This is a genomic window from Rickettsia endosymbiont of Gonocerus acuteangulatus, assembly GCF_964026435.1.
Lineage (GTDB): Bacteria > Pseudomonadota > Alphaproteobacteria > Rickettsiales > Rickettsiaceae > Rickettsia.
Window position 1 is genome coordinate 639,038 of record NZ_OZ032147.1, and the last position, 14,162, is coordinate 653,199.

Consider the following 14,162-nt stretch of genomic DNA (forward strand, 5'->3'; position numbering starts at 1 on the left):
TATTTAATGAGATAAACCAAGATGAGTCTAAAATCTAAATTGTTAAAATACTCTTTCGTTGTTGCCATATCAATAAATTTATTGACAATTAATTCAGGAATATTATTGCTTACTTTAAATAATAAAGCAGAAGCTGGAGGAGGACCACCACCACCGCCGGTAAATCCAACAACCACATCTATTGACCCTAAATCAGCAGCAAAAGATATTAATGATGAATTAGGTGCAACATTTGATACAGCAAATTTTTTTAATACCTTAAAAAGGAAAACTAAAAATCAGACTAATAATCATGGTCCTAAACTTGATCCTAAAAAGAACAAGATATTCTATTAAATCTACTTTCAGGAGATTTTTATGATGCTAAAAAACGCTTATCAGTAATAAAAGACGTAGTAAAAAATAAGAATTTACCATTTTATTCTAAAGTAGATTTACTGGAAAGAATAAACTTAGCTAAAGGAGTTTATACCAAAGATGCTAATGGTGATATACAGGTAGATCCAATTTTTAATAGCTCTAGTAGTAACTCAACGTATATTTCTAATTTTAATCCAAATTATAAATATATAATTTTGTATAGTACGCCAAATGGGAATTTAGAAAAGGATGTTACTGCCCAAGTGGTTGATATTGTAAAAGGTTTTGAAAAAGATTCTAAAGAAAATTCTTATAGGAATTTTGATGCAACAAAACTTATGCAAATAGAACAAGAAAGAGTTTATAGTTTAATAAAATCAGAAGCTGAATCACTAATAAAATCAGCTTATGGTAATAATATAGAGTATATTGACTATTATAATAATAATATAAGTGATAATAGTTATGAAAAATATTTTACAAAATATGAAAAAGACGTAATAACTAGAGCTTTAGGTTATAAACGTGCCTATGAAGAAAAAACAGGATTATACAAGAGTGAGGTAGATAAACTAGATAGATCAACCTTAAATGAAGAAGAATACATTAAAAAATGTGAAGAAATAATTGAAAAAATTGGAGAAAGTAGTTGGGACACTTATCAAGTTTCTAAACCTGGTAGTAACAGTAAAATAAACTATGAAGATTACGAAAAACTAGTGATAAATGAAGCAAAAAAACGAGCTGTAATCGCAGGGTTTTAACAGAAGATAATAATAAAATATATGGAAAAAGACTAAAAATAGTAAAGGAAGATGGTTCTGCAGAATATGTAGATAATACAGAATTTAATTTAATAAAGGCTGAAAACAATTGGGATTTAACACCAGCAAATATACCACTTTCTACAGTAATGAAAGATACAAATAATTTATCTGAAAATGAAAGAATCAAAGAATTATTAGCTCGAATTGAATTTTTAGAAAATAACATTCAAAACTTACGCTATGTTTGGTTCTAAATATCGTAAAGATGGAGAACGCAGCTGTTGTTGCATATAGTCATCTAAAAGCCCTAACTTTATTTGGTAAACCGTTTTACCGATTGTATTTGCAGTCCTTTTGAGAAATGCCCAAACTAAAAATGCCCAACTAATATGATTACGTTGAATACGCTGTTTCCTGCATTGACAACGTTCTATCCCAGTAAGTTGCTTAATTTCTCTGTGCATGCTCTCAATTACCCATCGAAAGCCACACTCATCTTGTGCAGCTTTAGAAGATTTGTGAGTTTTGTTATTGGTAACAACATACTCAACTCTGTTGGTAGAAACAGTAAATTTAAACAAATTAACATGCTTATTTTTAGCAAAGCCTTTTATATGAATCTCTACTCCATGCCTGATCTCTTCATCTGAAAATGTCAACTCTTTTACAGCTTTATAAGGTTTAGAATCGTGCGTTTTACTAACGTTTCTATTGGCTTTAATAGGGGCATAATAATATTTCCCCAGAGAGTCAACATGTTGCATAATTTTGTGTGTAGAATACCATGTGTCAAAAAGTACTGTTTGAAAAGGAATCTTCTTGCTATAAACAGCATTATTTAACATGTTTAATAGGTGTTCTAGTTTTGTTGCTCCATCATGATCAGGTGCAAAAATTCGATAATCTATTACCCAAAACTTATTAATATCAGGGTTATAATATACCAGACTCACTACTCCTATACCTTTAGTAACTCTACCTGTAGCTCCACTGTACTGCGATCTTGCAATTTCTATTTGCTTCGTATTCCTTTTATTTAAAACCGTATCATCAAATATTGTATATCCATTAGATGAAAAAATAACATCATTCTTGATGTGTTCCCATAACAAAGAAGGTGTATATTTTTCATTCCTTAAAAATCTATTAATAACATCATGACTACATTTCTTTGCATGTTCAGCGTAGTAGGTTAAACTATAATTCTTTTGGCTAACTATTAAAAATTGACAATAATCTGTCCTATTAATTGGTATTGCTTGCAACTTTATCCTCTTTGACATGTTTAATTATTTTTACAATAATTTATCACTTTTTTACTCATAGCGTAAGTTTTGTATTCTACGATGTCCTGTATGATAACCACTTTTTGCTTTGACATCCCCAGTTTGTTTCTTTAATTTTTTCCACTCTATTATAGTCTTCCTACTAATAGAGTATATCTCTGAAGTCTCTTTTATTGTTTTACCATCTGTTAAACTTTTTATTACTCGTATTCTTAAATCGTATGAATATGCCTTTGCCATAAGTTTTTCATTTAGTATAATCCAACTCATACTGTAAGTCACTACCTTATCGCATTAAGCTATACAACCAACGGATTCAATTAACTCTTTAACTTTAGAATTTTTATGAAAATTAATGTTATCCATAATAACGGTTTGCCCAGGTTGTAATTCTGTAATTAATACATCCCTAATATAAGTTTTAAAGACTTCTGTATTACAATTACCTTCAAATATTACAGGAGCAATAAGATTACCATTACAAAGACCAGCTATCATACTTATCAAAACTTACGCTATGTTTGGTTCTAAATATCGTAAAGATGGAGAACGCAGCTGTTGTTGCATATAGTCATCTAAAAGCCCTAACTTTATTTGGTAAACCGTTTTACCGATTGTATTTGCAGTCCTTTTGAGAAATGCCCAAACAAAAATGCACAACTAATATGATTACGTTGAAGACGCTGTTTCCTGCATTGACAACGTTCTATCCCAGTAAGTTGCTTAATTTCTCTGTGCATGCTCTCAATTACCCATCGAAAGCCACACTCATCTTGTGCAGCTTTAGAAGATTTGTGAGTTTTGTTATTGGTAACAACATACTCAACTCTGTTGGTAGAAACAGTAAATTTAAACAAATTAACATGCTTATTTTTAGCAAAGCCTTTTATATGAATCTCTACTCCATGCCTGATCTCTTCATCTGAAAATGTCAACTCTTTTACAGCTTTATAAGGTTTAGAATCGTGTGTTTTACTAACGTTTCTATTGGCTTTAATAGGGGCATAATAATATTTCCCCAGAGAGTCAACATGTTGCATAATTTTGTGTGTAGAATACCATGTGTCAAAAAGTACTGTTTGAAAAGGAATCTTCTTGCTATAAACAGCATTATTTAACATGTTTAATAGGTGTTCTAGTTTTGTTGCTCCATCATGATCAGGTGCAAAAATTCGATAATCTATTACCCAAAACTTATTAATCAAAACTTACGCTATGTTTGATATAATGCCCATGAATTAAGGGATATTATGAAGTGCTTCACTATAAAACATTGCTGTGTAATAAGAGTTTTTAGCATATTTGCTATAACATAGCGTAAGTTTTGTTATATTTTATTCAGATGTAGGTGAGCTTGTATAGCATAAATCATTAAGATACTGACAGTTTAATAGTATTAAAAACAGCATCATAAAATGTTTCAAAATCTCCTACAACTTTCCTAATTTCATTTTTTATCTTAAACCAGTAATGCTCTATAGGATTTAAATCAGGAGAGTAAGTTGGTAAATACAATATGGTACAACCAACGGATTCAATTAACTCTTTAACTTTAGAATTTTTATGAAAATTAATGTTATCCATAATAACGGTTTGCTCAGGTTGTAATTCTGTAATTAATACATCCCTAATATAAGTTTTAAAGACCTCTGTATTACAATTACCTTCAAATATTACAGGAGCAATAAGATTACCATTACAAAGACCAGCTATCATACTTATTCTAAATTTATGTTGATACACCTTTTCTCCATAACACCTTTGTCCTATAATGCTCCATCCATACTCTTTGCAAGCATTATCCTCTATTCCAGATTCATCAAGATATACTAATTTGTCTTTTGTGATGGTTTGTATCTTTGCTATAAATTCATTTCTTAATTTAATATCTCTTTTCGGATGAAAATGAGTTTTTTATAGCTATAGCCAAGTTTTCTGATTTGTCTTAAAATAGTTACAGATGCAATATTACCCCATTGCTTTGCTAACTCCTTTGATGTTTTATTCATATTAGCTTTAAAAAATTCTTTAAAAGATTCTGAATCTTTTATCTTATGACTATGTCCTTTCTGATAACCAGTTGCTGCTTCTAAAGTACCTTGCTTATCTTTTAATTTTTTCCATTTATATATAGTATCACGACTTACATTAAATAATTTACTTACCTTACTTATTCGTATCCCTGCTTCTACAGCTTTTATAACTTTTAGTCTTAGTTCTATTGTATATGCTCGTGCCATATCTCTTTACATGCTTGTTAATATTTGCTTACTATAACATGATACTCTCGCTCTGTCAGTACCTTAATGACTTATGCTATATGTCATTCCCGCAAAAGCGGGAATCCAGCATAAAGCGAGATAAATCGAGCTTTTTATTTAAAAAACTTATTGCTTTTATGTTTATTTTTCTGGATTCCCGCCGTTGCTAAGAATGACATAGAATAATAACTGTCCGGTACTATAGAATAAATCACGGGATGACAAAGGAAAATGATCCACGCAACAAAGCCGCCACGGGGTGACGGGTTTTTTACTTCATATTTCTCAAATGGTCTTCTAATTTTCTGAGCTTTCTTCCTGAATTTTCTACCGGTTTTTGGTATTGCGGCATTTTAGCATTTTCTCTATATTTATTAATTCGATCAATCTGAGCATTTACTTCATCAGTAATAACTTGCTTTCTTTCTTCTATATTATTAAGCACCGATGCACTATATTCATAATTTTTAGCATTGATATTAAAGTTATTAACTGCATCTTCAATCCTTTTATCTACAGAAGGCTCTGTCTTACTATCAAAAGATTCTATCGGTTTTTCTCTTTCATATTGTGCTATTAAAGCTGGCATTTCCTCAAGCTTAATATCATCTCTTTTGAAATGATCTTTAATTTCTTTATAAGTTCTGTCGATATTTTCTTGAGCTTTTTCATGCATAATCTCGTAATGCTCTTGACGACGCCCATACCAATCTTCCTTAATAAGGTCTTCGTGTTTTTTATGTGCATTATCTATCATAGTACGCATTTGGGCATCGGTAGCTTTTTCCTGCATAAACCTATCGCCCATGATTACAGGATCTTCTCCATTTTTAGCTTCTGATAATTTATCATATACCTGATGAACAAGCTTTCTTTTAGATAATTCTTGATAAAACTCTACGTCACTCTGTCTACCTGAACGCTCTAATTTTGCTATATATTCAGGAGATATTACATCTGCTTGAGCTCCTAATGTTTCTTTATTAATCTGCATTTGAAGCTCTTTGAGTTCTCGTGCTCTTTCGTCATCTTTTAGACTTTCACTATAAGTTCTAAGCTGTGGATCATTATAATTAAAGTCATGCCATTCAGCACTAGTTAGATTACCCTCATATTTATCACGTAAATCTTTACCAACTATCGCAGTAAGTGCTTCTCTCTTTAATCCTGTATAGCCGGCATATATTTTTTCGCCTATAGCTACACGTTTTTGTTCTTTTAATTCACGTTTAGTTTTCACGCGATTTTCCATTTCTTGCCAACTTCTAAGTGCTCCTATATTTTTACCAAATAACCCAACTCCTCGCCCTGACATATCCTGATGAGCATTTCTGTAAGCTTTTTGATAATCTTTAGTAAAGCTTGCATCACTTGCAAGCTCACGTAAGCTTTTTTCCGATTTACCTTTCTCACCTAAATCGGATTTCATGAATTTATCAAGCTCTAGTTTCTGATCACTAGTTAAAGAGCTATAATTTTTTGCACCATATTTATTTTTGGCAAATTCATCTCGAAGCTGTGCAAAATTCATAGTTGCTAGTTTTTTCACATCCAAATCACCACCTTTCGGTAAAAACGTTTTATTATCTAGCAATTTAGAAATGCCGTTTTTATAATCTGCTCCGGCTTGCATATTAACGTCTTTATGGTCTATACCATATTTTCTTTTAACTTCATTTTGCACTGCTTTGTTAGCCGAAGAACTAATGGCTTTATTGTCAAGCCTACCCATCATAAGTCCTTGATATTTTTTAGCAAAGAACATACTCGTTTGCTCTTGCATTCGGTTTATTGGCTTACTAATAACTCCTGCTGCATAATTTATCGGTCTATTGACCTGCTTCATGATAGAATCATAAGATTTCTGGTTAACAGCCTGTATCGATGTTAAATTACCCGAAGTACCTGCAATAAAACTAGCCGTCGATATAGCAGTATCATTAAATTTACTAAGCAAATAAATAGAAACAAATATCAATAACAAGCCATCAAGCTGGACGAATTTACCATTTATAAAATTACTAATTCTATTTGCATCTTTAACTAAATCTAAAAACGGTAATTGAATATAACGTTTATCTATACATTGATATGCCAAACACTTGGTACCATCAGCTTTGGTATAATCTTCAGGGACTAATATATTTGCTTGAGTGAAATTCTCAATTCCTCCTTTCATCGGTACCGGAAACCACCAATAAAATATCGAATTACCAATACTGGAGTCTAAATCTTCTGTAAAACTACCAAAAATTTGATTTATAGGTCCTAAATTAGGAAAATCTTTCTTACAGACAGCAAAACCTAATGTCGATTGTATTTCCGTTTTAATAATCATTCCGATAAAAGCAATACCGACAAATAAAATTATAGGTTGTATAGCATATGATATTAATTGTCTTAACCAATTTTCAAATAACGATCTAGTTATATTAAATAACATGAAACAAATAAATATCGGTGCCATTGTTATAATCATACCAATAGTTATTAGTGCCGTAAGATAAATAATTGTAGCTTTGAATATAAGTAAGAAAATAAAATATAGAGCTATTAAATATAATATAATATAAATAAACCCAAGCGGATCTACAAATAATAAAGAAAATAGCTTAGATAAAGTTTGCGGGGAAATAAGAAGATTTAATAAACTTTGACCTGTTGAAGCATCTTGTACTATCTGTAATATCTGTGCTAGCCCTTCAACAAAAAATACAAATAAATAATCATGGAAAAATGTCCAAGCTTTACTTGTACTTAATAATATTGAAACTATACTGACTTTTAGTATTCTAACTACCAGCTCAACATGAGTCATGTTTATGTTTCCTATTAAAAAGGAAAATCCAGTAAACATTATATAAAGAGTTAAAAGAGCCGAAACACTTAACCTATAGCTAAGTGTTTCAATTATTTGCTGATAAGTCTGCCTTACAATTCCAGGATCTTTATCGCTAGTACCAAATAACTCATTCTTTATTAAATTTGTTAAAAATTGTAGCGGATCAGGTCTTGTATCGCTAACTCCGGATTTTATGACTACCCTATATTGTCCACTATTATCATCATAAAATTTGTCTAAAATTTTAAAATATAGGGGAGATTGAGCATAATTTGAAGCTTGATCGCAAGGTAGGCTAGTACAACCATATTGATAATTTATACCACCGGCTTGTAAAAATTTCCCAGTACTGCTAATACTATAAAATTCATAACCTTTGCTTGTAATTGGTTCACCTAAATGCTGCGTTATACCTTTTGGGCTACGCTGTGAATCTGACGACATATTAGGATTAGAACCTTTATCAGCAATTAAAAAATAAAGCCCTACTCCGTTTGTAAGTATACAAGGAGCATTATTAATAGGTGCATCGCTTGGCGTAGGAGTTGGACACATCTTACCGTCAGTAAATTGACATGGCTGCAACTTAACGCAAAAATCAGCTAAGGTAGTAAAATTATTCTGCTGCCCATACCATGGACACCATGCCGATAACATCCCTGAAGTATTCTTGTCCCCAGACATATAATCCCAAGGTCTTACCATAACTGTTAAAGGATAACCATTTACTTTATAAGCACTATCCCGCCATGGTGCTACCTGATCCCCCTCCTGTCTTGAAGTAACTTCAGATGGATCATATCTAGAAGAAATATTAAATTTTATAAAACCGAAATCATCCGGATCGATACAAGTATCCCCAGTACACCCCGACAGTGCCAATAACGATATTAATAATGTAATAAAAATATTTCTGTTCATTTTAAATCGATTTGTCATTCCGTGGCTTATCCACAGAATCCATAAAAATTTTAATATTTTAAATTTCAACATCATTGCGAGGAGAAACTTTAAGTTTCGACGAAGCAATCCCAGAATTCTTAAATGTTTCATAAGATTGCCACGTCGCCTACGGCTCCTCGCAATGATGTTAATCTTTCTCTTCTTTCTGTTCAGGTTTCACATCATTACGATTTTGAAAAAACTTACCTGTATGCTCACCGCCATCTTTTGACTCTCTAGCTTCATAATTCTGATCAATTACTTTATCTTTAAAAATCCGTGCTGGAGCAAGGGCAGCTTTTTTAATCGGGGCTGCTACTGAACCTATATCTTTCATAATAGATTCTGTAGGATTAGAAGGAGCTTGATAATTACCTTCTATTCGTGCAGGAGTAACCTGCGTTAACATACCAACAACTATGGTTACAAAACTTACTAAACCATATGACATTAGACAATATGAATAAAATAATAAAGCTGTAGTAAATAATACTAAAAATGTATTAGTGTCATTTGTTAAAATATTAGAACTAGTAATATCTGGAACTTGTGGAACAAAAAAAGGTATTCCTGGTAAAAATGGTAAAGTGAAAGAGAAATTTAACGGAATACCAAGATTTGACAAGTCGAGTCCTATTTTAATTGGTATGAGCGTATCCCAGCAAGCTCTGACAATTACCTTTAACAGCTGTTCTGATAAAATTTGATCTATTAATAAAAAGAAAATTAATAATAACGTTGGCTGCATTACATAGCTAAACAAAATTGATATCCAGTTGTCAAACATAGTTTTTGTTTTTTCAAACAACATTAATATTATAAAAATTGGTGCTAATGAAATCATAACTGTCAAACCTATAAAGGCTATAATATAACCTATAATTACTTCGAGTACTGCCCTAAAATAAGTAATAAGTGAGTAAATGGTTATGATAGCAATAAATGCTAAGCCATTATGTATTTGTAATAGTTGAATAAACAGTAATCCCCAAATCCTACCATTAGTATATTTATCAAATATAGGATCAATAAAACCAAAAATGTTAGATTTAGAGCTTGTAGCACCTACAACATTCGTTGCAAAGAAATCTATACCATTAATAAATGCACTGAAGAAATTGTTATTAAAGAAACTCCAGCTTTCAGGTCTAAGTAAAATAGCTACTATAGTTATTTTAAATATACGAGTTACTACTTCTACAGCAGTCAATTTCAAAGCCCCCAAAACAAACATTAAGCCAAATATAGTAACGTAAAGTGTTAATGCAGTTTTAGCTATATTTTGTATTGCAGAATTTGCAACTAATTTAAAATAAAAATTCTCACTATAACTTCTAAATTCATCTGTAATTGGCTTAATTGCACCATTATAAACTATATTTGAAAACCAAGTTGTACCAGTATAATTAGCGTAATCTACACTAATTGTTCCCTGTATATTACAATTAGGATTTTTTACTCTTAACCATAAATATCCATCTTGTGGTGCATCACATGAAAAATCATAACCGACTGCAGTGCCGGAAGTAGATGAACTAGGTAATGTACCATCAGCTGTTATTAAATACTCTAAAGTTATATTTTGTTGATCACCCGGACTTATAGTGTTTGTGCCATTACCTATCTCAACAATCATTGCATAACGACCAAAATATAAAAAATTAGTTGCCCAATTACCATTAGTTATATAAGTTGCAAAATCAGTATAATTAGAAAAATTTCTACTCCACTCACTCATTGAAAAAGAATTATTAAACATACCGGTAGGCTGCCAATCGCTACTAAAATCCATAGCACCACCACTAGTTGCTTGATAATACATAAAACTATTCTGTGTATTATCATTATTAACAAAGCTTTGATCACGATTTTTAATAACTTGTCCACCTATTTTAATAACCATTCCTCTACCTTGATCATAATAACAAGCAGGGCTAGCATCTAAATTAGAATTAGCAGGGCAAGAGTTAATTATGCTCATAAAATTTTGTAATGTAGTTACAGCCATTGGCTTACCAACTAATGCACCATTACCAACATTAGTATATTTTGTAGCCGAACCTGTACCAGTACATAGAGTAGTTCTTTGAGCATCTATAATATTACAAACTTGCTCTGCACTTGAGTAAACTATCCTATTTTCAAAATTACCGAGATTGCTTTCAGTATAAAGAGCAGAAGCGGCAAATACAGAACTATCGAGTTCTTTAGCTAATATATTATTTAAGGTGCTTGGAGTTTTTGATGTACTTGGATTAAAAAAATCATCTTTATCAGCTAGGCTAATATTTACTATATCACCAGCATTAACCTGAATTTTCGGATTACCATTAGCATAATTAAAGTAGTTAACATAATTATTCATTTTAGCAAATGATAATGCGTCAAGGTTTTTATCAGGAGGTATAACACCATCATTTGCTGTACTAAAACCTGGGAATCCTGCAACTTCAAACTGTGAGTTTTTGTAATTATAATTTTTAATAAAGACTTGCGGGGTACTAAACCTTGGATCAATTCTATATAATACTAAATATTTTCGAGGTTCTGGGGTAAGACCCGCAGTAGACCATTTAATTTTAAGCAGTTTACCTTTTTCAACTACATTACCAGTTGGTTGCCAATCTCCAGCAGTCGATAAACTAATACCTATTTTACCCTCTCGGAAACTTGTAAATGTAGGTACTTCCAAACAACCAAATATGCTTTTAAGACCGCTAAGCCCACTTGACATCCAAGCAAAATCATCACCCTTGGCAGGTGACGCCATAAATAAAACTAATAAAATTAAACTCTTAATAATTTTCATAATTTTTTATTTCGGTATTTCCGCTTTAGGCGGCTCTTCTTTTGGTGCATTTTTTCTAGTTTTCTCAGCTTGCTTTAAAGTTTCGTTACGTTGCTTTAATCGTTCTTTTGCTCTACCAGTAATACCTTTTCTTGTTTTTTCATCCATGCCTACTTGGCTCAATGCTCCCTGCTCTGCAGCATTTGACATTGCTCCACCCATACTAGTAGCTGAAGGACCAGCAGCACTTGTCAGCTTTGCCACCATATTACCAGAAAAATCAACATAACCATACATACCATAAGCTATAATAACTAATGCAACTATATTTTGCATATTCACACCCATCATACCCGACATATAATCCATGCCCCAAGGTGCAAACCAGTTTATACAAAAGATTGGTACATTAAGTAATGCAACCGGTAAAATAGTACCGATAAACGGAATTTTTATAGGTAATGCACATTTCCAACAAACGCTGTAACCTAACACAAAATCTAAATATATTGTAAATAATTGAGTCAGCACGATAATACCTGCCATTAGAACAACCGGCTCAATCATATATCTAATTGTAAATCTAACCCAATTATCAAATAAATACCTAGTAAAATCAAATAATAAGAAGCTAATAAATATAGGTGCTATACCAATTAATATACAAGTTGCCATAAATGCCATAATATAAACGGCAGCTGCTCTAAGTGCTGTCAAAATCACAATCATTACTGCAATAACAGTAATGATAAAATATATAATACCGCTAAGACCTAAAGATAATAATGCAAGTAATTGTGCCATAAATGTTTGGCTAAACAATATCCTACTCATTACTGCATCTAAAAACATGAAAGGATTTGAAACCGTATTAGTGGAAGTAAATAAGCTATATCCGCTCATATTAGAAATAATTTCATCGGAAAAGTTAGCAATAGTATCAAATAGATAATTATTAAAAAACTCAAACGTATTGCCATTCATAAGTCCACTAACAATACCTATTTTTACTATTCTAACTACTAAATCTTTCTGGTTTATTTTTGCAAAGCCCAGTAAAAACATTGCCCCGTAAACCATAACATAAAGAATTAGAAGTGCTTTAATATAATTAAAAAAATTAGTACAAGAAGACGTATCTCCTCCATAACATACTATATTTCGGAAAATAGACTCAGCAGCCCCTTTAACTTTGCCTTTAAATAGCTGAAGTAGAGGATTCATTACTTTAATAGTAAAGCTTCCTACTGACTGAGAAGTTGAAAAATGTACTTTATAACTACCCTCACTATCTTTATAATCATTCGGATCGTTTAGAACTCTCATCCATATATATCCATCACCAGCTGCATTAAAATTAGCTTTACCATCACTATCTACTATAGCAGCTTCAGGCGAATAATTCTTACCGCTAGTATTTGGATTTTCTGCACTTGGTACTACTAAATATTGTACCTGACCACGATTATTAAAAACATCAGTTAAACTATTGCCATTTTCTCTATAGCATTTAGTTTGTTTGATGTTCATAACATAACCACCAGTATTTTTACTTGCATCCTGAGAAGTAGGACACCAGAGCCTATACTGTAAATAGCCTTTATCAGTATTACTATTAAATGGTATATTATATATTACTTTATATTCATTACCATATTCGGTAGGCTGATCTGAAGCTGTTACAAATTGAGCAAATTGGGGATTGGAAGGTAGGGTTGAATCTACGTTACTTGTGTTACTTATTTGCCATATTAAGCCTGTTGGACCCTTACCACCATTACCATCTGACGTATACCAAAATCTTCGTTGTGACTGAAATTCCCCTCCATTACATACACCTGAAGTACACCCAGCTCCGCCTATATAATCTTTATCTTTAGGACTACGATCATCTACACTATCAGGACATTTGCCGTTTGGCGGAATATTAGCATTATTAGAACATTGAAGATTAGCATAATCAATAAATATACCACCAGAATTACTTGCCCAACTAAAAGTAAAAGTGCCATCATCCTTATAGGGTTCCGGCATTGTTCCATAATTATTTATCCAAGCTGATAAAGAATCACATATCCATGCAGTACAACAAGCACCAGCAGCCGAACATACCCAAATTGCTACATCCTCAGGATGAATACAACCAAAAATACATCCCCAAGGACATTTTTCTCTACGTTTATTACCTTGCCAATAATTTTGTTTTAATTCACAAGCATTTACATATGGTCCTGAGTAAATAGAGTACCTTCCACAAATTGGGCTATAGGTAGTTTTATTTTCTGAGCAATCAGCCGTAACGTTAGTACCTTTAAATGCATCCATAGCCCCTGCCATTCCACCTGCACCAGGAGAATAATTAGGCGTCACCGAAACTAATATTCTATCATTAGCATACATTTCAGTAATATTACGCCACTCATTATTTTTTGCATCCATTATCAAGGAAAGCGGCGGTTTATTAACGTCTGTAACACGAGGAATAGGAATCATCTTGCCATTATCGTCTAAATTAGACTTACCTGGTCTTGTAGTTTCAGTAAATTGCAAATTATCTTTCGGCACATAAGCAAGACATAAACTAATCTGACCAACTACTTGTAATGATACTGCTTGCTTATCTTTTACTTCTACTTGGGTATTTAACCACTCACCATAATAAGCAGGATCAGGAGTAAGCTGCATAGTACCATCTGGTAACATTGTAGAGGTATTAACATAGTTAGCATTAGCGTTAAGAGTAATTGTACTAGTTATAGAATCTGACCCTCCTTTACCATCCGGAGCATACCTCATATAACAACCATTACCAACGCTTACTGCTCCTATCATTCCAAGTGCTGCAAAAACGAAGCAAACAAGGGTTGCTATTATAGCAAGCACACCTAAAACTTTTATTAAGCTAGTTTGCATATT

The 14,162-nt window shown here is 32.2% G+C and carries 10 protein-coding genes and 2 pseudogenes; 3 read left to right on the plus strand and 9 right to left on the minus strand.

Features of this window, described 5'->3' with window-relative positions; translation table 11 throughout:
- Positions 1–21 precede the first annotated feature (21 nt).
- Both AAGD55_RS03935 and AAGD55_RS03940 read left to right on the plus strand, forming a co-directional pair.
- The gene (locus AAGD55_RS03935; protein WP_341792218.1) at positions 22–336 is read left to right on the plus strand and encodes a hypothetical protein; all 315 of its coding nucleotides are present in this window, start codon (positions 22–24) and stop codon (positions 334–336) included.
- A gap of 239 nt (positions 337–575) precedes the next feature.
- A complete protein-coding gene (locus AAGD55_RS03940; protein WP_341792219.1) occupies positions 576–1,124 on the plus strand; it encodes a hypothetical protein in 549 nt (182 codons plus the stop codon).
- Positions 1,125–1,360: 236 nt separating this feature from the next.
- Here the strand turns inward: AAGD55_RS03940 and AAGD55_RS03945 are convergent, their stop codons facing one another.
- From AAGD55_RS03945 to AAGD55_RS03970, 6 genes and pseudogenes are all read right to left on the minus strand, one after another.
- Complete coding sequence (locus AAGD55_RS03945; RefSeq protein WP_341790834.1) at positions 1,361–2,410, minus strand: transposase; 1,050 nt, start codon at positions 2,408–2,410, stop codon at positions 1,361–1,363.
- Between the two features lie 33 nt (positions 2,411–2,443).
- A complete protein-coding gene (locus AAGD55_RS03950) occupies positions 2,444–2,683 on the minus strand; it encodes an IS630 transposase-related protein (protein ID WP_341792220.1) in 240 nt (79 codons plus the stop codon).
- Between the two features lie 33 nt (positions 2,684–2,716).
- Positions 2,717–2,917 (minus strand): annotated as a pseudogene (locus tag AAGD55_RS03955) (transposase); the annotation flags it as partial.
- 6 nt (positions 2,918–2,923) lie between these two features.
- Positions 2,924–3,073, minus strand: coding sequence for a hypothetical protein (locus tag AAGD55_RS03960; protein ID WP_341792221.1), 150 nt, complete (start codon positions 3,071–3,073; stop codon positions 2,924–2,926).
- Positions 3,004–3,618, minus strand: coding sequence for a transposase (locus tag AAGD55_RS03965; protein WP_341792222.1), 615 nt, complete (start codon positions 3,616–3,618; stop codon positions 3,004–3,006). Before AAGD55_RS03965 ends, AAGD55_RS03960 begins: the two co-directional genes overlap by 70 nt.
- 166 nt (positions 3,619–3,784) lie before the next feature.
- Positions 3,785–4,653, minus strand: a protein-coding gene (locus AAGD55_RS03970; RefSeq protein ID WP_341792223.1) for an IS630 family transposase whose coding sequence is annotated in 2 segments (ribosomal slippage) — positions 3,785–4,329 and positions 4,329–4,653 — 870 coding nt in all. Because the reading frame shifts where the segments join, the coding sequence is not laid out codon by codon here.
- Between the two features lie 2,107 nt (positions 4,654–6,760).
- Between AAGD55_RS03970 and AAGD55_RS12340 the strand changes: the two genes are divergently transcribed.
- Positions 6,761–6,814: a hypothetical protein gene (locus AAGD55_RS12340; protein ID WP_410526127.1), complete on the plus strand. Its 54-nt coding sequence runs from the start codon at positions 6,761–6,763 to the stop codon at positions 6,812–6,814.
- Between the two features lie 231 nt (positions 6,815–7,045).
- On the opposite strand, the pseudogene AAGD55_RS12345 reads toward AAGD55_RS12340, so the two are convergent.
- The 3 genes and pseudogenes from AAGD55_RS12345 to AAGD55_RS03985 form a co-directional block, all read right to left on the minus strand.
- Positions 7,046–8,569: pseudogene (locus tag AAGD55_RS12345) on the minus strand (type IV secretion system protein); the annotation flags it as partial.
- Between the two features lie 37 nt (positions 8,570–8,606).
- Positions 8,607–11,267 (minus strand): type IV secretion system protein, encoded by a 2,661-nt coding sequence (locus AAGD55_RS03980; RefSeq protein ID WP_341792224.1) that lies wholly within the window; start codon positions 11,265–11,267, stop codon positions 8,607–8,609.
- Between the two features lie 6 nt (positions 11,268–11,273).
- Positions 11,274–14,159 (minus strand): type IV secretion system protein, encoded by a 2,886-nt coding sequence (locus AAGD55_RS03985; protein ID WP_341792225.1) that lies wholly within the window; start codon positions 14,157–14,159, stop codon positions 11,274–11,276.
- Between the last annotated feature and the right edge of the window lie 3 nt (positions 14,160–14,162).